Source organism: Paenibacillus sp. 1011MAR3C5, from assembly GCF_003591485.1.
GTDB lineage: Bacteria > Bacillota > Bacilli > Paenibacillales > Paenibacillaceae > Pristimantibacillus.
In genome coordinates this window covers 189,600-214,352 of sequence record NZ_QZCF01000005.1, presented here as the reverse complement: position 1 = coordinate 214,352, position 24,753 = coordinate 189,600, and the positions used below count along the sequence as shown (strand labels likewise).

At 55.2% G+C, this 24,753-nt stretch carries 19 protein-coding genes and 1 riboswitch; of the genes, 2 read left to right on the top strand and 17 right to left on the bottom strand.

Going from position 1 to position 24,753, the window contains the following annotated elements; genetic code table 11:
- Positions 1–14: 14 nt before the first annotated feature.
- The 4 genes from cobT to D3P07_RS16900 form a co-directional block, all read right to left on the bottom strand.
- A complete protein-coding gene (gene cobT / locus D3P07_RS16915) occupies positions 15–1,082 on the bottom strand; it encodes a nicotinate-nucleotide--dimethylbenzimidazole phosphoribosyltransferase (protein WP_119801427.1) in 1,068 nt (355 codons plus the stop codon).
- Positions 1,083–1,190: 108 nt separating this feature from the next.
- On the bottom strand, positions 1,191–1,973 hold the full coding sequence (locus D3P07_RS16910) for an ABC transporter ATP-binding protein (RefSeq protein ID WP_259391549.1): 783 nt from the start codon (positions 1,971–1,973) through the stop codon (positions 1,191–1,193).
- Complete coding sequence (locus tag D3P07_RS16905; protein WP_119801426.1) at positions 1,970–3,013, bottom strand: FecCD family ABC transporter permease; 1,044 nt, start codon at positions 3,011–3,013, stop codon at positions 1,970–1,972. The genes D3P07_RS16910 and D3P07_RS16905 overlap by 4 nt, the downstream gene beginning before the upstream one ends.
- The gene (locus D3P07_RS16900; protein WP_259391548.1) at positions 3,014–4,021 is read right to left on the bottom strand and encodes a helical backbone metal receptor; all 1,008 of its coding nucleotides are present in this window, start codon (positions 4,019–4,021) and stop codon (positions 3,014–3,016) included.
- A 182-nt stretch (positions 4,022–4,203) separates the two neighbouring features.
- Positions 4,204–4,403, bottom strand: a riboswitch (cobalamin riboswitch).
- A gap of 253 nt (positions 4,404–4,656) precedes the next feature.
- Between D3P07_RS16900 and D3P07_RS16895 the strand changes: the two genes are divergently transcribed.
- Positions 4,657–5,124 (top strand): FixH family protein, encoded by a 468-nt coding sequence (locus D3P07_RS16895; protein ID WP_119801424.1) that lies wholly within the window; start codon positions 4,657–4,659, stop codon positions 5,122–5,124.
- Positions 5,125–5,280: 156 nt separating this feature from the next.
- On the opposite strand, the gene D3P07_RS16890 is transcribed toward D3P07_RS16895, so the two are convergent.
- The 6 genes from D3P07_RS16890 to D3P07_RS16865 form a co-directional block, all read right to left on the bottom strand.
- Positions 5,281–5,967, bottom strand: a complete 687-nt coding sequence (locus D3P07_RS16890; RefSeq protein ID WP_119801423.1) for a sulfite exporter TauE/SafE family protein — start codon at positions 5,965–5,967, stop codon at positions 5,281–5,283.
- Entirely contained in the window at positions 5,967–8,219 is a 2,253-nt protein-coding gene (locus D3P07_RS16885) for a heavy metal translocating P-type ATPase (RefSeq protein WP_182914365.1), read from the bottom strand. Before D3P07_RS16885 ends, D3P07_RS16890 begins: the two co-directional genes overlap by 1 nt.
- A gap of 123 nt (positions 8,220–8,342) precedes the next feature.
- On the bottom strand, positions 8,343–9,662 hold the full coding sequence (locus tag D3P07_RS16880; protein ID WP_119801421.1) for a deoxyguanosinetriphosphate triphosphohydrolase family protein: 1,320 nt from the start codon (positions 9,660–9,662) through the stop codon (positions 8,343–8,345).
- 494 nt (positions 9,663–10,156) lie between these two features.
- Complete coding sequence (locus tag D3P07_RS16875) at positions 10,157–11,059, bottom strand: FAD binding domain-containing protein (protein ID WP_119801420.1); 903 nt, start codon at positions 11,057–11,059, stop codon at positions 10,157–10,159.
- Between the two features lie 179 nt (positions 11,060–11,238).
- Positions 11,239–11,760, bottom strand: a complete 522-nt coding sequence (gene uraD / locus D3P07_RS16870) for a 2-oxo-4-hydroxy-4-carboxy-5-ureidoimidazoline decarboxylase (RefSeq protein ID WP_119801419.1) — start codon at positions 11,758–11,760, stop codon at positions 11,239–11,241.
- The gene (locus D3P07_RS16865; RefSeq protein WP_119801418.1) at positions 11,732–12,256 is read right to left on the bottom strand and encodes a hypothetical protein; all 525 of its coding nucleotides are present in this window, start codon (positions 12,254–12,256) and stop codon (positions 11,732–11,734) included. Before D3P07_RS16865 ends, uraD begins: the two co-directional genes overlap by 29 nt.
- 249 nt (positions 12,257–12,505) lie before the next feature.
- Between D3P07_RS16865 and D3P07_RS16860 the strand changes: the two genes are divergently transcribed.
- Positions 12,506–14,146, top strand: coding sequence for a PucR family transcriptional regulator (locus D3P07_RS16860; protein ID WP_119801417.1), 1,641 nt, complete (start codon positions 12,506–12,508; stop codon positions 14,144–14,146).
- A gap of 4 nt (positions 14,147–14,150) precedes the next feature.
- Here D3P07_RS16860 and add read toward each other — a convergent pair whose 3' ends face one another.
- The 7 genes from add to D3P07_RS16825 form a co-directional block, all read right to left on the bottom strand.
- Complete coding sequence (gene add, locus D3P07_RS16855; RefSeq protein WP_119801416.1) at positions 14,151–15,173, bottom strand: adenosine deaminase; 1,023 nt, start codon at positions 15,171–15,173, stop codon at positions 14,151–14,153.
- 189 nt (positions 15,174–15,362) lie between these two features.
- Entirely contained in the window at positions 15,363–15,674 is a 312-nt protein-coding gene (locus D3P07_RS16850; protein ID WP_119801415.1) for a rhodanese-like domain-containing protein, read from the bottom strand.
- An 84-nt stretch (positions 15,675–15,758) separates the two neighbouring features.
- Positions 15,759–18,746, bottom strand: a complete 2,988-nt coding sequence (locus D3P07_RS16845) for a VWA domain-containing protein (protein WP_259391570.1) — start codon at positions 18,744–18,746, stop codon at positions 15,759–15,761.
- A complete protein-coding gene (locus tag D3P07_RS16840) occupies positions 18,736–20,715 on the bottom strand; it encodes a vWA domain-containing protein (RefSeq protein WP_182914364.1) in 1,980 nt (659 codons plus the stop codon). Before D3P07_RS16840 ends, D3P07_RS16845 begins: the two co-directional genes overlap by 11 nt.
- Positions 20,716–20,867: 152 nt before the next feature.
- On the bottom strand, positions 20,868–21,911 hold the full coding sequence (locus D3P07_RS16835) for a DUF58 domain-containing protein (protein ID WP_147384528.1): 1,044 nt from the start codon (positions 21,909–21,911) through the stop codon (positions 20,868–20,870).
- A complete protein-coding gene (locus D3P07_RS16830; RefSeq protein WP_119801411.1) occupies positions 21,908–22,897 on the bottom strand; it encodes an AAA family ATPase in 990 nt (329 codons plus the stop codon). The genes D3P07_RS16835 and D3P07_RS16830 overlap by 4 nt, the downstream gene beginning before the upstream one ends.
- A gap of 44 nt (positions 22,898–22,941) precedes the next feature.
- Complete coding sequence (locus D3P07_RS16825; protein ID WP_119801410.1) at positions 22,942–24,738, bottom strand: hypothetical protein; 1,797 nt, start codon at positions 24,736–24,738, stop codon at positions 22,942–22,944.
- Positions 24,739–24,753: the final 15 nt, after the last annotated feature.

Below are 24,753 nucleotides of genomic sequence, written 5' to 3'. Positions count from 1 at the left end.
AGCCATCCTCCCGGTTATGACTTGGATATTCCCGCGCTGTCAAAGGTCGCCATCTCTTGCATAAGAAGAAGTGAAGCGTCCAGCAGATGGAAGCTTAACACCGCTCCCGTCCCTTCGCCCAGCCTCATCTCCAGATGAATAAGCGGTGACAGGCCGATGGCTTCCATTAGTCTGGCATGGCCCAGCTCATGCGACAAGTGGGAAGCCAGCATATAGGGAACCGTGCGCGGCGCCAGTCTGGAAGCGACGAGCGCCGCCGTCGTAGAGATATAACCGTCAATGACAACAGGACAACGATTCGCCGCTGCCCCGATAATCACTCCGACAAGTCCTGCGATTTCTGCGCCGCCCACCTTGGCAAGCACATCAAGCCCATCGTCGGGATTCGGCTGATTCCTCTCGATTGCCCGCTTCACAACTTCGATCTTATGGGCAAGCACACCGTCATTAATGCCAGTTCCGCGTCCGACCGTCAGCTCAGGAGACAGATTCGCAAGCACGGACGTAATGGCAGCGCTGGCTGTCGTATTGCCGATGCCCATTTCCCCCGTTGCAAACAATCGCGTGCCCTTCGCGATTTGCGCCTCAGCGACTGCAATGCCGGTCAAGATAGCTTCCAGAGCTTCCAAGCGGGTCATCGCGGGCTCCTTCGCCATATTCCGGGTTCCCCAAACGACCTTGCGGCTTACGAGGCTATCGTGCTTGAGCTCGGCTGCTACCCCGATATCTACACATACAACCTCTGCCCCCGCCTGTCTAGCCAAAACGTTGACGGCTGCGCCGCCGTTCAAAAAGTTGTGTACCATCTGCGGCGTAACCGCTTGCGGGAATGCGCTGATGCCTTCTTCGCATACTCCGTGATCGCCAGCCATCACAATGACGGCACGCTTGGACAAATCCGGCCACAGCTGCCCTGTTGCGCCTGCGAGCTGAGCCGCAATCGCCTCCAGCTTGCCAAGACTGCCCGGCGGTTTCGTCAATTGGTCGGAATGTTGCTTAGCCCGGCGCGCCGCATCTTCATCGAATGGCGCTATCGAGCTGACGATAGCCGAAAGACGCTCCTCAAGTTCGGTAATGTTCATGCTATGAATTCCCCCTTATCTGACTGATCTGTATCAGGATGGCGCTTCACTTGACTAAGCTGACTCCAACAACGGCACCTTCTTGCCCCGACTGACATTCCCGAGGATTTACTCGGAGCCCGGCTGCAATATTAATTGCGGGACTCCCGTTGCGGGATGCTTGACGAGTGTTGTTTTCGCTCCGTATAGACGTTCAATCACAGCTGGCTGCAGCACCTCTTCGGGCGATCCTTCCGCCGATATCCGCCCCTTATGCAAGGCAATGAGCATATCGCAATATAAGGAAGCCAGATTCAAGTCATGCAGTACGGCAATAACTAGAAGGCTCTTCTGCTTCTGCCAAGCCTTCACCGTGTCCAGCAGCTCGATCTGGTAACCGATATCGAGATAAGTGGTCGGTTCATCCAGAAGCAGGATCTCCGGCTGCTGTGCCATCAGCTTCGCCAATGCAACCCGCTGGCGTTCTCCGCCGCTAAGCTGATGCAGCTTGCGGCTCTGCAGATCGACTAATCCCATCGCATGAAGAGCGTCGTCTATTACGGCATCAGGATCCTCCGCCTCACCGCCAAGCCAGTTCTGATGGGGATACCTGCCCATGGCCACAACCTCGCGAACCGTGAATCCAACGGGAGGCAAGCCGCCTTGCTGCAGAACAGCTAGTCTTTGAGCAAGCTTCTTGGACGGTATATCGGTCAACGGAATGCCATCCAGTGTGACGACTCCCGAGCTTGGCGCATCCGAACCGGATAAAATATGGAGCAGCGTCGATTTGCCAACGCCATTGGGACCAATAATTCCGTAGATGCGATTTCGTTCGAACGATACCGATATCGCATCCAGCACAGACGCTCCTTGTATAAGGGCGCCAACTTGCCTGGCAACCAGACTCAAGATTTAGCGCCTCCTTCCACCTTCATCCTCCGATGCAGCAAATAGGCGAAGAACGGAGCACCGATCAGCGCCGTTACAACCCCGAGCGGCAATTCCTTCGGACTGAGCACATTACGCGCCAGCGTATCCGCCCATAACATAAAGATCCCGCCCCCAATGCCTGCAAGCGGAATAATGAGCCGGTAATCCGGGCCTACAATTAATCGAATAAGATGCGGCACCACCAAGCCGACGAATCCGATAACACCCGAAACCGACACAGCCGCTGCAGTTAACAGCGTAGACACGAGCATGACAATCAGCTTTGTCCGTTCCACCTTCACGCCCAGATGGGAAGCATGCCTCTCGCCAAGGGTGAACAGATTTAAGGATTGGCTGAAGTACAGCAGAATGGGCAGCGCGATAACAAGAAAAGGAATCATCATATACACATGTTCCCAGCTTTTCATTGCGAGCGAGCCCATAATCCAGAACAGGATCTGGTTCACTACGCCTTGCGACATCGATACCATTAACGATACGAACGCTCCAAGGAACGATTGGATGATAACGCCGGACAAAATAATCGTTTCAATCTGCATAACGCCCCTGGTGCGGGATAGCCCTATAACAGCAATAAGGGTCAAAATGCCTGTACCGAATGCAACAACCGGAATCGTCCAGAGACCAAGCGCAAGCTGCATTCCTGTCAAAATAATAAATGCAGCTCCGACAGAGCTGCCCGATGCAACGCCAAGCGTATACGGATCAGCAAGCGGATTGCGAAGAACCCCTTGGAATCCAGCTCCGGCGAGCGCAAGGCATGCACCGACAAGTACGTCCAGCCATACCCGCGAAAGTCTGACCTGCGTCACAATCGCAATTTCGCCGCTTGTCCATTTGTCCGCCGGATCGGGCATGCCCGGAAGCTGGTGGATCAGTATGCCCCATACATCCACAAAGGACAATCCTGCGGAACCGATAGACAAGCTGGCTATCATAGAAACAGCAAGAAGGAGCAAAGCTGCTCCTCCATACGTTATCCCTTTTATGCGCAACATCTATTTGACAAGCTCAGGATGGATCGCTTTCGCAAGCTCAAGCAGTCCGTCCGCCAGTCGAGGACCAACGCGCACAAGCGGATCATTGGTTACGGCGAACATTTGATTGTTCTTCACCGCATCGATTGCTTCCCAGCCGGGACGCGATTCGATACCTGCGACGATGGAGCTTTTCTCCTCTCCGAAATCAGGGTAAATAATCAACTGCGGATTTTGTGTAATGACTTCTTCGCCATTGACTTCGAACCAGCCAGGTTGCGCCGCAGAGATGTTAATGCCGCCAGCCAGCGTCAGCAGCTCGTCCAAAAACTCTCCCGATCCGACAGTCCAGCCTGACGAAAACTCCAGGTAAACCTTTTTCTTCTCTGCGTCCTTAACCGCAGTCGTGACTTGCTCTTTCACTTCACGCATATGATCCGCAACTTCTGCGGCTCCAGCTTGCATATTCATAATTTTACCGATTTCCTCTACTTTGGCAACTACTTCGTCGTAGGTTTTCGGATTTGTTGCATAGACATTCAGTCCAAGCTCGCGCAGCTTCGCAATCGCGTCGACATTCATGGAAGACGAGGCCAGGATCAGATCGGGATTAAGCGCAGTAACTGACTCAATATTCGTCGTCATGTCGCCGATTTTTGCAATAGACGCCGCTTCATCTGGATAGTTGCTCCATTCATCGACACCGACCACTTGTGCGCCTGCTCCGATGGCGAATATCGTTTCTGTCTCGCTAGGCACCAGCGTTACGATGGCGCTTGGCGCTTTTTCGAACGTGATCGCTGTGCCAGTTGCGTCTGTCACTTCATATGGATAGGTCGTTTGACTGGCTTCCTTCGATGGCTCCGGTGTTGCTTCCGGGCTAGGGGATGCCGATGCGCCCTGCTCGGTCTGGTTGTTGCTGTTTGCTGCGCCCTTGTCTGTATCTGTAGTTGCGCCGCATGCCGCCAGCACTACCATCATCATAATGAGCAGCAGGCTTACAGCCGTTTTCATTTTAGTCCAAGACATAACCTTCATCTTCTCATTCACTCCTGTATCAGATCGTCAATTTATCGCAGAATCGCTTCTGCGTCTTGCATTCGGACACAAAAAAAAGCATTCCCGGCCTCTGTGCCGGAAACGCCCGTGTCAATCGCCGCGTACGCAGCGAAACATGCCTCTCCAACACCTCCCTAAGTCCACGTAGGTAACAGCGTTCATACAAAAAGGCAGGTCTCCTGACTCGGATTGTCGCAGGCCTCGTCTTCCCGAGCTGATCGCTCAGTGACATATCGCGGCTGCGATGGCATACACGCATCATCTGCTATGCATGCCCTCCTTACAGTGGCGGGTCCGTGCCGGAATTGCACCGGCTTCCCTATTAAGCTTTTACGATACGCAGGCGAATTTGAGCTTGTCCGCTGTTACCCTGCTGCGCAACGCAAAGCACCTCATTGCTTTCAACTATTAAAATATCAGTAGTTACTATACACTCCCCGTCCGCAATTGTCCATTCCTTTTACGCGATTCCGCTAACGTTTACCCGGAAATGAAGGCATAAATCGTTCTGCTGCCAATATAGGTAATGTATAAGAGTCAGCTCCATTTTCTGAATCATCTGCTTTTCGAATGCGTATTTGCTTTGCATATGAGGAGGCATCAAGATGACCGAAACCATTAACTCATCGGACAATACACCCCATAATCACAGTAAAAGCCGGATGTCCTGGGTGTTATTCATTGTGACGAGCTTAGCCGTAATGGCTATTGTCGTACTTATGCTCAGGCCGCAATCTATCTCTGCGGATGCTGCCATTACGATACACAGCCATACCAATGGGCAACTGGAATGGACGATTGTCGATTATCCCGCTACCGTCCTCGCCAACAATACCTTTCAGTTAATTCTGACCGATGCAGCGGGGAACCCGCTGGAGGGAGCGCAGCTCGATATCAAGCTGGAGATGATCGGCATGGTCTGCGGTGACTTCGATTTCTCCTTAACCGAAACAGCGCCAGGCTTCTATTCCGGCGAGGGTGTGCCGTTAATGCCCGGTCTATGGAAAGCTTCGCTTATAATCGATGGCGATCGAGACAGCATCATTACCCGAACGCTAAAAGCAGTCTACTAAGGGGCAGTTAGAGCTTGATGGCACTTCAGGCGGTTTCGCAGCATGAAGCGTGTCTCACAACACGGTTTCACCAATTTCACCATTTACGCACGTTAAACGTTTCTCGCAATGCTATTTTCACCAGTTTCTCTGTTTGCGCAATAACCCGTTAGCAAACTACCACAGCCACGGCGATACAGTCGGTATGATCCCATTCGCTGCCAAGCCTCTTAGAATCGAGATCAGACCGACGGCCACGGCTGTAACAACGCCGGCTCGACGCATGAACCGCCGCCAGCGCTTGCTGGCAAGCGCCGCAATCGATGCCGCGAAGACAAGGGCGGGCATGGTCGCAAGGCCGAATAGAGCCATCACAACCGCCCCCTCGGCCAATGAGCCGGTAGCAGCAGCGTTCATGCCCATTGCATAGGTCAAGCCACAGGGCAGGAAGCCAAAGGCAAACCCCGTTGCCAGCAGGTGAGCCGTCTCCTTGCGTCCGGAAGCGCGCGCACCGGAAGCCAGCTCCTGATGTAGCTTCCCCGACAATCGGTTAAGGAAAGGGATCTGCACCTTCCTCCATAACCATAAGAGGACGAAACAGCCGCCAATAATAGAAGCGAGCCCCCTAATCCCCGCGAATCTTCCCGCAACATCAACGAACGAACCCACTGCACCCATCATTGCTCCCAGCAGAGCGTAGGATACAATGCGTCCCGCATTATATAGCAGCATCGATCGCCTTGCAGTAGCGTTCGACTGCAGCGATACAGCCGATACGATGCCGCCGCACATGCCGATGCAATGAGGAGCGCTGAATAATCCCGTCAATAGAATAAGACCGACTCCGTTCAGACTGAGCGACATTAGCGCCCCCTCTCCGCAGCCCGCTCCATGCGGGCGCCAAGCCGCAGCGCATTGGCTACGACCGATACGGAACTGAGCGCCATCGCAGTCCCCGCCATCCACGGCTGGAGATAGCCGATTGCTGCGAATGGAATGATGACGGCGTTATAGCATAGCGCAAAAACGAGGTTTTGACGGATATTCCTAATCGTCAGCCGGCTGAGGCGGATCGCTTCGGTTATCGCCTGCAGTCTGGAGAAGATTAGCGTAATATGCCCCGCGTTAAGCGCTCCGTAGGTGCCATTCCCCATCGCGATGCCCACATCTGCCCCAGCCAGCGCTGGCGCGTCATTCCAGCCGTCACCGGCCATCGCGACCCGCTTGCCGCTCCGTTTTAGCTTCTCCACAAGGGCCAGCTTGCTCTCCGGCAGCATGGAAGCATGAAATTCTTGGATGCCGAGCGCTTTGGCGACGGCATTCGTGGGCGCTGCATGATCGCCCGTTGCCACGATCGGCTGGACGCCAAGGCGCTTCAACTCTCTTACCATCTGACTGGCATCGCCCTTCAACAGATCTCTGAATCCGATAATGCCCACGCAAGCTTCCCGTTCCATGACGTATACGACAGTCTCACCAAGCGCCTCACGCTCCGACGCTTGCCGTCTTGCCTCGCGCGATATTTCAAGCCCAAGATTTCCGACATACTTGGCATTGCCAATCGCGGCATGGACGCCGCGTATCCACCCCTGCGCACCGCCTCCCGCTGCATAAGAGATACGTTCTGCATCAGGGGTGACAAGACCGATCCGCGCTGCTTCTTCCCTAATGGCGTCCGCTAATGGATGCGAAGACTCCGCCTCCAGCGCAACCGCCAGCCGAAGAAGCGATGAACGGCCAAGCCCCAGCGTGCCGACAAAGCAGACCTTAGGCTTTCCCTCGGTCAACGTGCCTGTTTTGTCCAGCACAAGCGTGCGAATCGAAGCCAGCCGCTCCACCGCTCCCGCTTCCTTGGCCACAATGCCCCGTTTGGCTAACCGCCCCGACGCGATCACCAAAGATATCGGCGCAGCAAGTCCCAGCGCGCACGGGCAAGCTGCCAATAGAACAGCAATTGCGCATAGCGCGGCCTTGCTCCAATTGCCCGGCTCGACGACGAGTCCCCAAATGATCAAAGTCAAGGCCGCCGCGAGCAGCATGACGGGGACGAACCAGCTTGCGGCGGCGTCCACCTGCGACTGCAGCGAAGACTTTGCCCGCTGGCCTTGATGAACCAGCTCCTGAATGCGGCTAAGCAACGTCTCGTGGCCCGCTGCCCCCGTTACGACCGTCAGCTTGCCTGCGCCGTTGCGCGTCCCGGCCCAAACGCCGTCTCCCGGCCGCTTGGCAACGGCAGCGCTCTCGCCGGTCAGCAGCGACTCGTCCAACGTCGACTCACCGTGCTGAATCGTTCCGTCAACAGGCACAAATTCACCCTCGCCCACATGGACAATATCTCCCTTGCGCACATATTCAGTTCGCAGAGAAGTGATGACCCCCCCTCTCTCGACAACCGCCGATTGCACGCGCAGCTGATCGAAGCCAAGCGACTCGTGCTGCACTTTTAATGAAGCGGCGGTTTCGATATATTTGCCTAGCAATACCGCCGTCATCACCACGGCCGACGTCTCGAAGTACAGGGGCGAGCCATGCGTGCCGCCTGCGAACAGTCCATCGCGAAAGACGACATAATGACTGTACAAATAGGCGGCTGTCGTCCCGACCACGACCAGCACATCCATATTCGCGCTCCGTTGCCGGACTGCATAATAGGCGCCAAAATAAAAAGGCATCCCAATGACAAACTGCACAATAGTCGCAAGCACGAGCTGAAGCCAAGGCAGAAAGAAAATATCCGGCAGCAGCTCGGCAACCGGCTTCAGCCCCGGAAGATGCGTCGCCATTCCAGCCATGAGCGGCAGTGTCAGCGCAATCGCAGCAATAAGCCGGAGACGAAGCCAGCTCCTCTCCCGGTGCAGGCCTTCGCTCGCGCTTTCATTCAGCTTGGCGCTGAAGCCGAGCTGGCCTACTTTCTCCGCAAGCAGCTCCTTCGTAACTTGGCCGCCGCTCACTTGTACCCAAGCGGTGCGCAGCGGAAAGCTGACCGCTACCTCCGTTACCCCTTCCATGCGGCCAAGCGTCTTCTCGATTCTGGCTGCGCATGCGGCGCAGCTCATGCCTTGTATCGTAAAATCCAGCTCCCGGTTTGGTCCGTTCCCTTCACCTGCATTATTCATAGCCATCCAACCTCCAATCAGCGAAAAACCCCGCACGTCTGCGACGTCCGGGGCCTGTACCGCCGCCTTACACTATATGAGCGCAAGACGAATTGCATGATTGGAATCTATAGCTGCCGCATCTTAATCCCGTTCGTAGATCGAACCGGAGCGGCTTGCGAACAGCTCCGTATATACTTTCTCGGCGTACGCGTCCGTCATGCCGGCAATATAGTCGGCGACAACCCGCTCCCAGGGCCATTCCTCCTGCTGGCGGTCATAGCTTTCCACCCAGTCCGGCGGCAGAAGCAATCTGCCCGTATCATATTGCTCCAGAGCGTCCCATAGCCGAATCAGCATATTTTCGCTGCGCTTCTGCAGGCGCTGCACCCGGAAATCCTTGATCAGCGTTACCCACGCAAGCTTCTTCAAAATTTCCATCGTGCGCAGCAGCTCCAGATCCTCAGCGCCTTCCTTCACGAACGTTACGCGCTTCCAGCCTGTCTTCGGATCGTCGATAATGCCGACACCGCTAGCGAACTTGCTGACCCATCTGGCCTTCATCTCCCGCCGTGTACGGGAGGTTTCGCGGCCGTACTGGACGAAGATTGATTTCCACTCGAGATAATAGCTCTCCAGCACCCGCCGCACCATCGCTTTCAGATTGGTGCTCTCCCACTGCACTGCCGCTATGCTGGCAGGGTCATCCAGGATTTCACGCACCACGCCTTCTACCAAATGGTCATCCTCGATAAAATCCTCCGTCAAGACAATCTTGCCGGCTCGAATACCGTCTTCGATATCATGTGTAGAATACGCGATGTCGTCGCACAAATCCATAAGCTGTGCTTCAAGCGTGCTGCATCCGGCCGGCATACCCCACAGATTCCGCAAGTATTCAATGCCCTGCCATTCCATCGGATAAACGCCTTTCATCCGGCCGGGCTCATTAATGCAATACGGATATTTATTGATCGCCAGCAAGACGGCCGCCGTCAAGTCCAATCCGCGGTCGCTGCCGGCACGCTTCTCCAGAAACATGAGAATACGGAAGTTCTGCGCATTTCCTTCATAGGGTACACCGTACCGATCTCTCAAAATACGATCCAGCACTTCCTCACCCTTATGTCCGAATGGCGGATGCCCCAGATCATGTGCAAGTGACGCGCATTCCACAACCTCCGGGACGAGCTTCAATCCAGGATGCTCATTAGCAGCGAGGAACGGATAGGTCTTGCCCAGCCTGCGGGCTACCTCCCGCGCTATCTGGGACACTTCAAGAGAATGGGTCAGTCTCGTCCGGTAATAGTCTCCGGAGCCCGCGCCGAATACCTGCGACTTGCCCTGCAGCCGCCGGAAAGCCGGCGATTGGATAAGCCGCGCGTAATCCTTTTCGTATTCATCCCGATCCTCGCTCGATGGCGTATGGTCTGGCTCGTGGAATCTGATTTTGCGTATATTCATTGCGATCACCTGTCCTGAAGTCGATTTGTGTGCGAATGTGGCGAAACTGTGTTGGACTCCAAGAGGCCAAGTCTCCCGCATTTGAAAAGAAAGCGGCGCGTCCCGGAATACACTTCCGACCACGCGACGCTTTGGCTATACATGATGACGCTATGTTACCAGTCTCCAGCAGCATTCTGCGATATGCGAAGCTGCACTGCTCGTTCTTCGAGTGCATAAGCATGGGAGATGGGAGAGACGCTTAATGTCTGCTATGCTCTTCGTGAGCGATTCGCTTACAGGATAAAGATTTGACAGGTATAATAAGCGTAACGCCAACGCCTCGCCCCTCGGGTTCGGTACAACCGGAAATGCCGACGCATACCCATATCATACCATAAATCTCCGGCATGCATAAGCGGCCGCCCGAGCTTTCGTCGGAATCGCCATGCCTGTGTCTCCGGTGTATAGCGATTCATGAGGGAGTCATTGCCCCGACCCTCTCCATTAATCGTTTATTTCAGCTTCATCATCTTCCATAGCTGCGCAGAGATCAGGTTTGCCGTCGCTTCCTTCCGGTAATCCGATCCCGCGAACAGATCCTCCGCCGCTTTGTATTGTCCTTTAATCGCTTCATGAATCAACCCAAGCATATTGTCGCTGAGTCTCGATCCGTTCATCGTCCGCTCCGCTTCCGTCAGCCGATCCGGCAGAGCCGATCCGTCTTCCGTTGACGGCCGCAACTCCTTAAGCTCCCCGTCCTCGGCATTTTCGCCTTGGGCTGCGACCGTCACAAGCGACGGCGTGAACGATTCCCTTCTGCCTGCCTTCTCGTAAAACGCGAACAATTCTTCCTCCGCGCGGTCTGTATCACGTACGATCGGAATCACCACTCTAACGAGCAAATCGTCCGGTTCACGTACGCCTCCCTTTCCTTGTAACCAGTCCAGAATCGGACAACGACTCCAACCCCTGCCGCGAAAAATAACCAACTGAGAATCTAAGGCCATCAGAGCTGGCACCGCATCGCCCATCAGGCTGGATACATTCCCGCCGATTGTAGCGAGGTTGCGGACAGCTGGCGCAGCAATCTGACCGATCGCGGTGACAAGCAGCCCGCCACGGTTCTTCAGCAGCGGATGCTGACGGCATTCGTTCAGCGCTGCGCCCGCACCAACGCTGACAGCCCCCTCCGACAAGCGAATGCCATGTAACTCCGGGATGCCCGCCAGACTGATCAGATGCTTCGGCTCCGGTCTCACACCGTTCTGCCACTGCGTACGAAGCAGCGTACTCCCGGCTGTGTAACTGGACATCTTTCCGAATTTCCGCTTCAGACGCCAAGCTTCTTCGACACTGGCAGGCTGCCATACACTCAAAAACCCGGCATGATTATAATCCGCCATTTCCATCGCCATCACGTATCCCTCTCCCCTGCGGTTATTGGTCTAAAAGCGGTGCTTACTCACATAAGACACGCCCAGCGCCTTCGCCTCTGAAGAAGGTTTAGTACGCTTGCGCAAGCCGACGCCGATCAATACCAGGTTGGTCAAGACATAAGGCAGCATTTGCTGCCGTCCATCCGCACTCCTCGTCTCTAACCAATGGCGAGATCCTCCTCCACATGCGCAAGACGGAATTCCGCAATTTTGCACACTTCCATTAGCGCATGTCTTCTCTCTTGTTCTGCGGTATTCATCATCCGCCTCTGCATGGAATCGGCGGTCATATCCGCTGTCAGCCCTTTGACGGCCATAATAAACGGAAAACCGAATTTCTCTCGATAAGCGGCATTCATGCGCTGGAAAATATACGCTTCGTCGCGCTCCAAACGGTCGGCAGCGACGCCTGTACGCCGTTGTTCTTCTGTAGAAGCTGCTGTCATTCGCAGCTTGGCGCCGAGCTCGGGATGCGCCCGTAGCAACTCAAGCTGCAATCGGCTATCCGCCCCCATTACGATCTCCGACATCGACGAAAGCAGCTCTTGCCGCGACCGGAAAGGCCGGTTATGCCATGCCTTCTCCGCTACCCACGGCGAGCTCTCGAATAAATGACCATATCGCTCTACAAATGCGGCATGATCGCCGTCGTTATTCCAATCCACGCGTCGTTGCTCCATTCCTCATTCCCCCTATATTCATCATGTGCCGTCTCGGCTCTCTTCCATATCGTTCGGTTGCCGCCTGTACTGCTCTCCCGCGCGTCAAACGACAGCCCGCCTTCAGCAGCTCTGACTCCAGTGCAGCAAGCAATTCCAGTACACGGCATCTGTCCGCTTGCTCGCCTATTGCTGCTACTGACCAGTACGCTTGATCGGCAGCTTGGGCTACCAGCTCGACCCTTAATCCATAAGACTCCCGCAGCCTGAGTGCAACCATTGTGCCGTCCACTCCTTTCGGGACCGCTGCGCAAACTGCATATGGCAGCCGGCTCCCTGCATCCGCAGCCGGCAACAGCCCCATTGCTTGCATGCCTTGGTCCAGCGCTTCTGCATGAAGCCTCTCCTCCGCCAGCAGCGCGTTTCGCCTGCGATCGTCCATCCACAGGTGTACAGCCGGCCCTATGCTAGATTGGCTACCTGGGAATAATACAGAGCTTCGTTTGGCGCTATCCACGTTCTCTCCCCCTCGCATGATCCATCGTTCACCTTCTGACACCATATCTATTTTGTGTTAGTTAATATAACATATTTTGAGCTTGAAACTATCATATGACGCATAAACGGGTTTGTCATTGTTCAATTCCTATAAATAAACGGAAGTCACTCGTGCAGAATGACTAAGAAAGTGAAAAAAAAGATTCCCTTCCCTACAGAAATCCAGTATATTATGTTATATAAACTAACATATCGAGGGTGATACTTCATGCTTCTCAAGGATCTCATCCAAATTCCGGTACTGCAAAACGCTCGGCTGGTCGCAGGCGCCGATGGACTGAACCGAAGCGTAAGCTCGGTTCATATGATGGAATCGCCGAATAACATCCTGAAGCCTAACGAATTGTTGCTGACAACCGATTACGCGATAAAGAACCATCCCGAAACGCTGGATACGCTAGTCTCTAACATGGCCCATGCCGGATGCGCGGGACTCGCCATCAAGACGATGCGGTTTCTTGAAGAAATCCCGCCTTCTGTTATCGAGAAAGCCAGCCACCTCCAATTTCCATTGCTTGAGCTACCGTTCAATAATTCACTTGGAGAAGTGCTCAACGGAGCATTAAGCAGCATTCTCCAGAACAAAACAGCAGAGCTCAGCTATGCGCTTGATACGCACCATACGTTCTTCAACCTTATCCTGAATGGAGAAGGCCTTACGGAGATCGTCGACAAACTGGCGCAATTGATCTCCAGCCCCGTAGTGATCCTCGGGTCCAAGCTCGAGCTGATAAGTCTGTCCTCCACCGTCAAACCGAATATTCATCTTCTGAACAAATGGATATCGCAGGCGGCAAAACAACAGCTCTCGCCGGGTGTCTATCCGATCATTCACGCGCTGCCATCTGACGGCGCATGTTACGTCATTCTTCAGCCCATACCTGCTCCGCAGCGTCCCGGTTATATCATTGCGTTTTCCAATGAGGGGGACATACGAAAGCTGCATGCTTTGGCGCTGGAGCAAGCCGCTAATGTGCTCGCCTTTGAGCTGTTGAAAGCGCAGGCAGTCAAGGACAGAGCCCGACGGTTCAAGATTGAGTTTTTTACAGAGCTTGTACAGGGAGAGATGGCATCAGAGCAGGAAATTATTCACCGGGGCAAGCAATACGGCCTCTTCCCGGCCGAATCGATGTTATGTGTTCTATGCGGCAGGGATGGCGATGAGGGGACAAGCGCGGGTCAAGATCATGGAGAGGCCGAACGCAGAGCAAGAGAAAATGATCAGCTCTATCACTCGCTTACGAAGGAATTCGGAAAGCTGGGCATCCCTTATGTTTTGTTCACATTGAAGGACAAGTGTATTGCCCTGCTGTCAGCGAAGGAACTGCTAGGCTCTTCGGCTGAGGGGAAGCTGAGATTATCACATCAGTTAATGGGAATTTCCGAACGGTTGTCCGGCCAGGAGGATATGAGCTTGTCCTACGGCATAAGCGCCCCGATTAACAAGCTTGCCGACATCCCGACCGCCTATAAGCAATCGCTGGACGCCTATCGACTGGGCAGAGTGCATAATAAACAACGTTTTGTCCATTATTATCATACGAAGGCATTTACCGACCTGCTGAAACTTATTCCGAGGGATGATTTGCAGGAGTTTTTGCAGGAAACATTCGAGACGTGGAGCAGCATCGATGAGAGCGAGCAGCGCGAATGGCGGAAGACGCTTCGCGTATATTATGATAATCAGTGCCACATCGGCGAGACGGCTAAAGAGCTATATATTCACCGCAACACGGTGCTGTACCGCTTGAACCGGATTGAGCAGCAAACCGGCCTGCAGGTCCGGAATCCAGCGGACAGCCTGCGCATTCGCATTGCACTCATCATTAAAGATGATTTGGTCATATAGCCCCCTACTGCCATAGAGCGAGCTGCTGCCCGAATCGCGCAAGAAGCTCTTTTTTCTCCGCTCCCTTCACGAAAGCAGCCTCTGCTCCGTACATTGCGATGCGGCCAACTTCCTCTTCAGAGAAGCCCAGCTTGGCATGAAGCAGCTCATATTCTTTCGTAATTGTCGTATCGGATACCGTTAAGTTGTCGGTATTGACGGTAACGAGGATGCCCTTGTCAAAGTAATCCCGGATAGGGTAACTGGACAAACAATCGACCGCTTTGGTTTGCAGGTTGCTAATCGGGCACAGCTCCAGCGGAATTCGTCCCCGCCGGATCAGCTCCACGACAGCGGAATCCTCTCGCATTCGAACGCCATGGCCGACCCGGTTAGCGCCAAGCAGCTCTACAGCCGTGCGAACACTTGCAGCTCCCGCCGCTTCGCCCGCATGGATCGTAATCGGAAGACCGCGCTCACGGGCCATCGCAAAGATATCCCGGTAAAGCTCGGCGGGAAATGCCGCTTCCGCTCCCGCCAGATCCACCGCTACAACGCCTTTTCCCAGATACAACGAAGCTGCACGGATAACCTCGCGATTGAACTCTTCCGAATGCCCTCTTAGACAGATCGCAATACAGCGCGCCATCACACCGAAGTCCCGTTCGCCTTGCTGAAGTCCCCGCACCACATAATGAATTGCATCTTCTACCGTCAGTCCAAGTTTCCGATGCAGCTGAGGCGCAAAACGAACTTCAATATACAGGCAATTTTGCGCAGAAGCTTGCTCTACCACCTCGTAGGCTGCACGTTCCAGCGAATATGGCGTATGGAGAAATTGTCCGACGAAGCGGAATTTGTTCAAATATTCTATCAGGCTTTTGCATTCGCCCTCTACTCTCATATACGGAAGCAGTTGACCCGGCTCCTCGGCAGGCAGTCTCTCGCCAGCCTCGCGCGCAAGATCGATTATTGTAGCCGGCAGCACGCTTCCATCCAGATGCAGATGAAGATCTACTTTGGGCAATGCAAGCATTCGATTTGTCATAATAGAGACCTCCTTCATCTTCGACCAAGCTCGAACAGGTTTGAAACATACTATATACCGCGAGCCAGGAGGATGTAAATAAAATTAACATAACACCATTACCATTTTTATTTTGGGCATGTGGCGCCTTTCATAAACGCAAAAACGGAAGCCAGGCCGATTTCGCCTGCTCCCGTTCATACAAACGTATTATTTGCCCGTCACGACATCGCCGGTCCATGCCAGCATTCCGCCCGCCACGTTCACGACATCAAAGCCTTGGAGGCTCAAATGCTCGCATACGCGCCCGCTTCTGCCGCCGCTTCGGCAAATAAATACGACTTCGCCTTCCACATCATGCACTTCATGCGCGCGGGCTTGAAATTCGGACAGCGGGATCAGCCTCGCTTCCGCGATATGGCCTTCCTCCCATTCTTCCGGCTCACGCACATCGATCAAATTTACTTTTGCTCCAGCTTGCAGCTGCTCCTGCAGCTCCGAGGTCGTCATTTCGCGATACATCTATTCATCACCCTTCATCCATATAATCATCCATTCGAAAGCATTGTATCGTGTACAGGAACGATTGTCCATGACAACCATTGGCTAACGCTTATTTTTATGTTTGGCCGCAAGCAGCCTGTTGATCGTTGCATTGGATGCGGCTTGATCCTGATGGCCTATGTTTTCCGCACTTACAATTTTCTCGGCCTTGGCCGGAACTTTGGCTATTTCCCGTTCTTTTGGCGCTCGACTGTCGGCCTGTGGCGGTCCATTCCTTTCGCTGCGGCTCTCCGGCAAACGTTCTGATCCAACCCGCTCGGCCGGCTGCTGCCTCGCTTCAACACGAGAGGCTGCTGCCGCCTCAGCTTCATCTGGCAGAGATCCGAATTGATTCCCCAGGCCGTAAAAACGGCTGCGCTCGCTCGCCCGTTGCTTCAATCGATTGATCGGCTGATGCGGTACGTCTGCCGCTTCTGCGTTGTTGCCAGGGAGCGCATTGTTGCGCAGCGGCGCGTACAGCGCCTTACCGATCCGTGCCCAAGGGACGGAAAGCCTTCTGATCGCAATATCAGCCAGCCATAGGAGCAATAACAGCAAAAGGAGCTCGCGCGACCAGTCATATGGCTGCTTATACGAAGCCGGCTGGAACCGGTAGCTCTCTGAAGCATCCTCCAGGCTTAGCGTCCGGCCGCCAGCGAGGGAGGCGACTTTCTTCAGAAGCTCCTCTCCAACGTGACCTCCGATCCGGTATTCCGCCGCATAAGGCACAACGAATCCCGTCGTGATCCCGCTTGTTACAGTTGACGATTCTTCGTCGTTCCCATAGCTCCCGACATAAGACAAATAGGCGCCCGGAGCAAGCTGTGGCAGCAATGTCTCATATCGCCCGGGAGCGACCGGCATGAGCCGCTTGACTTCTTGAATGCCGTTTTCTCCCTCCAGGCTGACCGCAAGACCGCCTTCCGGCACGGCATCAACGCCACCCGTCGACTCCACAATGAGCTTGGCGGCTCCGCCGCTCGCCTCCGTTCTCGCACGATATGGCGAGCTGTCGAATTGAGGAAACGTCCACTTTACCCACTCGGCGAGCACCTGCGGCAATCCGTTCCATGTCACCCAATCCGGTGCCCACTTGCCCGTCATGTCGCTCGTCCAGGCTACCGTACGCCCAGCGCCATACGTCCAACGGGACAAGATCGGATCGCCCTCATGCGACCACAGCGCTACCTCCGCGAGGTCCTTGGCCGTCGTCGCAATATACGCGCGAAGCGGCGGCACACCGTCATTCCATAACCGTCTCCAGTCTCCTGCTTGACCAATGCTAGGAATCAATTCGCCTTCCACAATGTAAGTCCGCGACATTAATACGGTCTCGCGGCTGAAGATAGCCGGAAGGGTACTCTGGTCATTGGTAAAGTAATAGCGCCCTTTCCCTTTGTCAGCCAGCCACTCCAAGAGGGATTGGTCTGCTCCGTCGCCGATTGCGACAGTTGATAAGGTCATCCCGTGTTCATTCATGCCGCTGGTCACCGATTCATAAGAACCGTTCCCGGCAGATTCGCCGTCGGTAAGCAGAATCATATGCTTGCGCTGCGCATCTGTATTCAGCAGACCGTCATATCCAGCTGCTAGCGCCGAATAAATTTCCGTGCCGCCTTCGGCTTGTATGCCCTGAATTTTTGCAATCACTTCATCCCGATTGGTCAATGCGGCGGGCTCGACAATCCATGTTGGCGCCGAATCAAAGGCAATAACTCCCACCTTGTCATCGTCGCGCAGCAGCTCCACCGTCCGAATAGCCGCTTCCTTCGCAAGCTCCAGCTTGCCATCCGACATACTTCCGGAACGATCGATGACCAGCACGAGTCCAAGCGAAGGAATCTGCTTTCTGCCCTGCAAATCCATATAGACGGGCAGCGCTCGTTCGATCGGCGTATGAAAATAACCGCCAAGACCGAAGCTCTCCTCCCCGCCCAGCATCATAAGCCCTACACCATAATCGCCGACCGCGCGACCAATCCACTCCATCGGCTTCTCGGCAATGCGGGTCGCTGGCACGTTATGAAGAATGATGCTGTCATACATGGCATATTGCGCCAGCTCCAGCGACAATTGTTCAGGGCTGATCGTCTCATAGCCGATGAGCGAAGCGGCCAACGCCTCTTCAATATTGCCCGATGCGCCTTGTTGGCCTTCCACAATCAGAACGGCAGGAGGACCGCTTACGCGACTGAATGCATATGCCGCATTATTAGCAGATTGCTCATCACCGGACACGTGAACTTCTGCCCGATACCGATGGAAGCCGGGCTTCAGTGCGACGCCTTGCATCGAAAACCGATTTCCCCCCCGCTCCAATGGAATGGCAGAGACAGTCATCTCCTGATCGTCCTCGTACAGCCGAATTTCCGCTTCCCCCTCGAAGGTGCTTTGCACGGCAATCTGCAGACTGAAGGTCTCGCCTTGCTTGATCGAGAGCGGTATGATCAGCTCATCGATTGCCGCATCCCGTTCAAGTCCGGAGCCGATATAGACGGTATCCACATGAATGCCTGCTTCTTTCAACAACCTGGATTGGCGGAGCACATCCCCCGCATTCTGCTCGCCATCGGATACAAGAATAATCCGTCCGCCCTCCTTGCCAAGTAAAGACGCGCCCATCTGCAAACCTCTCGACAAATCGGTATACCGGTCATTAAGCGCTGTGCGAAAGGAAAATGCCCCCTGGCTCGGCAGCTGCTCTGAGGAACGTGTGCGGTCGGTAACGGCGTGCAGTCCAGTCGAGATAATGGCGCCTGTATCCCGAGCCTCCTTGCCGCTCCAAGCCTTCGCAATCCAGGATCCGATCAGCGTATCGTGCTTCATGCTGGCGGAACGGTCAGCTACGAATACGACATTCCGCTGTTCGAAGGAACGATAGGGATGAAGCCCGGCTAGCAGCGCTATGAGCAGCAGAATGATGAAGGAACGTACCGCAATGGCTGCATGCTTGCGCGCTCCCCCAAGGCGGGGCGTACGCCGGTACATCCAGAATATATAGGCCAGCCAAGGCGCCAAGAGGGTATACATCCATGGGAATTCAGCTTGCATGCCCACGACGATACACCTCCCATTCCGCCAATAGTACGATTAGAATGAACACGACCGCCCAAGTCAGCAGTGAATCCGGAACGGCGGCAGGATCATCAGCCGCCCCCGAATCGCTATCGGGCCCATTATCCTGCGATATGCCCGTTAATCGAAGTTTGGCCGTTGCCTGAAGTTCTTCCGGATGCGCCATAACCGACAAGTATCGGCTGGCGAGCAGCTTGCCATCCTTCCCCCACTCCAGTAACCGATACAATCCCGGTATGTCCGGCGCGTCGATCATTCCGTCTGTATCCGAAAGCGATAGCCGTTCCTTCAACTGTCGTTGTTCCTGTTCCGTGCTTGCGCCCGAACGTTCCACTGTCTCCCATTCCGCATAATCGATCTCTGCATGCAGAGATGCAGCGAGCTTGTCTCCAGCGGCTGCCGTCCCAAGCTCGCCTTGCGAGCCGCCATTCATCCATTGCGTGGATTGGAAGACCAGAACAGGAAATTCGGGACGGAGCGGAAGATCCGTATCTTGCAGCTTGAACGTATACCTGAGTCGCGGCTTGCCATCTACAAGTCCCGCAAGGATAGCCGGAACACCGCCATACGTAAGGACAGCCTCCCCCCAGTCGCCATCGTCTTGATTCAGTGTGTTCAACCGTCCAATATGCGTATCTGCAAACGTGATGTAAGACGTAAGCGGATGCTCCTGCGCATCTGCGATCGTACTGTTCGGCACAGCCGATCCCTCGCCGCTGTCCTTCGGATGATCGATGAGCCATATCGGTTTGCCAGCCAGCAGCGCCGACCAAGACACTTCATTCCGCAGCTGCTCATATGCGCCGTCGATCACGATCCAATCTATTCCTTCCGACTGTTCGCCGCTCGGCGGGACCGATTCTGGACTCGTTTTGACAGGGATTACGCCCGAAAGCAGCAGCGCTTTCTCCAGAAACAGATTTCCTTCTGTCGAGACGACCAGTACCTGGCTGCTTCGCTGCACAATCGGAAAGCCGTAAGCCACATTGTCTGTCCGAATACTATCGTTCATTGGGAGCAGCTGAGCTTTGTAGTACGTTGCCGGAGCCAGTCCAGATAGCTCGATGCTCCCCCATTCTCCCGGTTCAATGCTGACCTTGCGCACCGCAGCGCGCTCCAGTGATCGATCCTCATGACCGGAATAGATCTCCACTGTGAATTCCCGCTCACGATCTCCTTCATTGCGCACAGTTACCGCGGCATGATGATAACCCGCCTTCCCGGCATCGGGCCGGATGCCAAAGTGCAGGATAGAGCCATTCTCATCGGCTGAATCCGAGCCGACTGCCACAATTTCAAGAGGGTGAAACAGCTGCAAGCCGTTTGCTTCTTCCGCATCCCGCCACTTGCCGTCGGTGAAAACGACCGTCATGCCGCCGTTCTTTCCATGATGCAAGGAGTCGGCTAGCGAAAGGGCTGCCGTATGGTCCGTTCGTCCGTAATAAGGCGTCAATTCATCCAATGCGCGATGCAAGCTCTGACGATTGATCTCCGCGGATATAACCTCCACCGGGACAGCTCCGGCGGCAACAACACTGATTGGCTTATTGCCGGGCTGCCGGTCAATCCATTCCTTCGCCTCGTCAACAGCCAGCTCGAATTTTGTTCTCTGATTGGCCGAAGGCAGAGCCTCGCTTAATGCCGTCATGCTAACCGACCGATCCATGACGAGCACAGCTAATTCATCGGAGCTGTAGGGCTTCAGTACAAAGGGTTCCATCAAGGCCAGTACAAGAAGCGATGCCGCAAGCAATTGGAGAAGAAGGAGCCAACGGCTGAGCAGCCGCTGCCAGGGACGGTTCGCTTCCTGCTCCTGCAGCAGGCGCCGCCATAACAAGTGGCTCGCCACTTCGGTATCCCGGTACGTCTTTTTTAATAGATACATGGCTGCAATAACGAGCAGCGACGCGAAGAACCATGCCGACGCAACTGACAGAAATTGCATTTCGCTCCCCCCTTCTATTGCTCTCTCGCCTCTCATCCCTAACCATTTGCGTGCGATGACGATAGCTCGCGGGACTCTAATTCACCAGCCAGCCCATTCATTAAGCTATTCAAATAGGACTCGTTGAGAAGAGGAGACAGCATGTCCCATATCTATCGATTTAGAACGCCCTGCATCTCGACAAGCTCGCGAATGATATTCTGTACAGGAGCGCTCGTATCTACGAATGCGTAATCCGCCCCGCGCTCGGAGCATAGATTGTGCAGCTTATTCCGATAGTTGGCGACCTCTTCCCGGTACTGCTTTAGCAGCTTGTCCGACACCGCTACCTCCTTGCCCGTAACCAGCTCGCTATCGATCAGATTAAGTTCGCCGACCAAAGCCGGACGAAGCTCCTCCGGCGACAGAAGCTGAACCACTACCACCCGCTGACCGGCAGCCGCAAGCAACAATAACGTCTCCTCAATCCCTTTCTCGAACATCGCGTCCGTGAACAGCCAGGAGACGCCAGGGCGTCTGGGCAGCGCCCCCGGCAACCGAAAAGGTACAGATAAGTCCGAAGCCGGCGTTCGTTCGTTTCGGGTTGCAGAGATGCCCGTCTTTATAGCTCTCCGACCTCCCTCATCCGAAACTCTGCTGTCGTTGTACGGAACCGCCATAAAGCGGTATAGCTTCATGAAGGAAGCTCTGCCATGCATGGACGGCAGACTGTCCATCACGCTTCCTTGATCAAACAATCGAATCTCCACTCTGTCTTCGCCTGCCAATGCCGCATAGGATACAAGCGCTGCCAGCCTCAACGCATATTGCAGCTTCGAGCAAGCCGCTCCCCCCAAAAACGCCATCGAAGGCGTGATGTCAACGTACATGGCTGCATGCAGCTCCTGTTCATCCCAATATTGGCGAATGAAGGCACGTCCTGTACGGCCATATACATTCCAATCCAGCCGCCTGATATCGTCGCCCGGCACATAGGGACGATAGTCGGCGAACTCTTGCGAGCCGCCCAGCATCGCCGATCGCCGCTTGCCGGCCATCGTCCCTCTCAACCGATTGCCGCCTGCAAGCCGCAGCCGCTCGACTTCAGCCAGTAAGCTGGGGTCAGGAAATAAAAGCCTGAATGCCTCCTCAGCGTTCATAGTGCCTGTCGCACCAGCAGGATCCGACATCAGGCCGGGTGATTGCTCCCGGCTCAACGCTTGGCCTCGATCGACTGCAGGATCGATTCCGCCAGGCTATCCGTTGTAACACCAAGCGCCTGCGCTTCATACGTTAACACGATTCGATGCCGCAGCACCGGGAGAGCCGCTGCGCGCAAATCCTGCCAGGATACATGCATTCTGCCGCTGCATAACGCGCGCACCTTTCCGATTGAAATGAATGCCTGAAGCGCTCTCGGTCCCGCCCCGAACCTGGCATAACGCCTCACTTCATCTGGCGCGTCGTCCTCGGACGAATGCGTCATCATCACCATTCGAACCGCCAGATCCAGCACATCCTCTGCGACTAACAGTCCTTTGGCTGCCTGCTGAAGACCGATTAATTCATCTCCCGTCATTACAGGACGAGCCTTTGGCGATTCCAAGGCGGTTGTGCGCAGCACGATCTGCTTCAGCTCCTCCCTTGTCGGGTATTTCACACCGATCTTGAGCAGGAAACGGTCAAGCTGAGCCTCAGGGAGCGGATAGGTGCCCTCCTGCTCGATCGGATTTTGCGTAGCCAGTACAAAAAACGGCTTCGGCAGCTCATGGCTTGTCCCGCCTGCGGTAACCGTCCCTTCTTGCATCGCCTCCAGCAGAGCGCTTTGCGTTTTGGGCGTAGCCCGGTTGATCTCATCGGCAAGCACCAAATTGCCGAATATCGGTCCCGGCTGGAAGCGTTGAGACGCCGCACCGTGCGCGCCGAAATCAATCAGAGTCGTCCCTGTAATGTCAGATGGCATCAGATCCGGCGTGAATTGAATACGGGAATACGATAGCGCCACCGAATCCGCTACCGTCCGCACAAGCATCGTCTTGCCCAGTCCGGGTATCCCTTCCAGCAAGGCGTGCCCGCCTGCCAGCAAGCTCCATAGCAATTGCTCTACGACCGTTTCCTGGCCGACAATGACCTTCGCTATTTCTCGCTTAAGCGCCGCAATCTTCGCTACTGCCTCCTGAAGCTGTTCTTTCGATTCAATCATACGCAGTCCCTCCTCTATCCATCATCCGTTCCCGTTGATTGCCGCTATCGATTGGGCTGGATCTCGTCAAAATATTGCTTCACTTTATCCTGCATGCTTGCCGGCAATGCGGATCTGCCCAGCGACTGCTTGGCTTCCGCTGCATATTCATTGTACACCTCGTCGTAAGGACGGGTCAGCCCGTCGATCATCGGAGACTGGCCGCCTTGCTCGATTCGTCCGCCTGTTGACGGCCCGCCATCCTCGTAGACATCGCCTGTGCCTGCCATGGCACGGGGTGTTGTAATCAGCGTCCGGCTGCCTGCCCCCAAACCAGCCCCGCTGCCTTGGCCGCTACCGGAACCTGCGCCGCTTCCTGTACCCTGACCGCTTCCTGCTCCTGTTCCGCTGCCGGACCCCGTACCACTTCCAGTTCCTTGGCTGCCACCGGAGCCTGTTCCGCTTCCCGCCCCTGCTCCGCTGCCGGTATCCGTTGCGCTTCCTTTCTCCTGGCTGCCACTGTTGCCAGCACCATTTCCGCTGCCCGGACTGCTTCCGCTTCCTTGACCGCTGTTCAATCCGCCATCGGTTGTTCCGCTGCCGCTTGAGACAGCGCCGTCAGTCCCGGTTCCGCTTGAGACAGCGCCTCCCCAAGACGAGGGAATGGAACTGCCGGCTCCTTGACTCCGCATCCCTTCGGCAATCGCGTCCCCGCTGCGGCCGAGCTGCCCGGACATCGCACGAGCCAACTGCTCCAGCTCCCCTTGCGATAGCTCGCGGCCGAGCTCATCCATCAAGCCGGAGAGCGCATCACCGCTCTCCGGTGACGCTTCGCCGCCATTGCCGCGAACCTGCTTTGCCGCCTCTACGAACGCCGATGCCAGCTCACTGGCATTGGCACCCTGTCCTTGATCCAGCTGTGCTGCCAGCTTCTCCAATGCGTCCGCCAGCCGCTCCCGCTCTGCGGGCGCAAGCCGCTTCAAGCTGGAGCGAATATCTTCAACCGCTTGCTGTACCGCTGCAGAATCGCGATCCTGCAGCGCTGCGCCTAACGGCCGTAATTGCGGCTCTCCGCTCATGGCTTCTGCCGCAGTATCCAGTCTCTGTACAGCGTCCTTGGCCGCATCGGCGGCCCGCTCCAGCTCCCTCATCGCTTCAGCAAGCTTTTCCAGCGCCTCTGCTGGTTTCATACCGCTGGACGCCAGCTCCTTGCGAAGCTCATCTAAGGACTTCACGAGCTCTTTCTTAGCGTCCTGCGGCAGCTCCAGCTTCTCCAGTTCTTCTTCCAGCCCCTGCACTTCCTGTTCCAGCTCAGCAATAGAAGATCTAGCTTCAGCCTGAGCTTCTGCCAGCTCATAAAGCGGATTCGGAATAAGGAGCAGCAAGACGATTACCGCCCATACCGCAGCGAGCCCGTACAGAAGGGGACGTACAGAGCGCCATGAAGGCCAGGGCAATCGTTTATTCAGCTCAGAGACATATCGCGCGGCTGCCTGCGTTGCTTCCTCACGCTGGAGCGTTACAATAATAGGCTCATCCTTGTCTTCCCTGTAAGCGCCCAATCCGTCGAGCGCTGTTACAATAGCATCCTCCGTGACGGATTTGTCCATTTCTTTGGCAGCTTCCTTATCCGATGCTCTTCTCCAGATCCCAATCCCTATGCCTGCTATTAGACCAACGAGCACGAAGGTAGAGGATAGTATAGATGCATAAAGCAGCGGCCACAATCTTGCAGCGCTTAGCACGAGCGCACCCGCAATACTCCCGGCAAACAAGCCGAGCAATCCCAATCGCAACAACCTGAACAGCGTCATACGGCGCCGAACAGGCTTTAACCGCTCGAATAATGAGTGCCGATCCATGAGAATCCTCTCCTC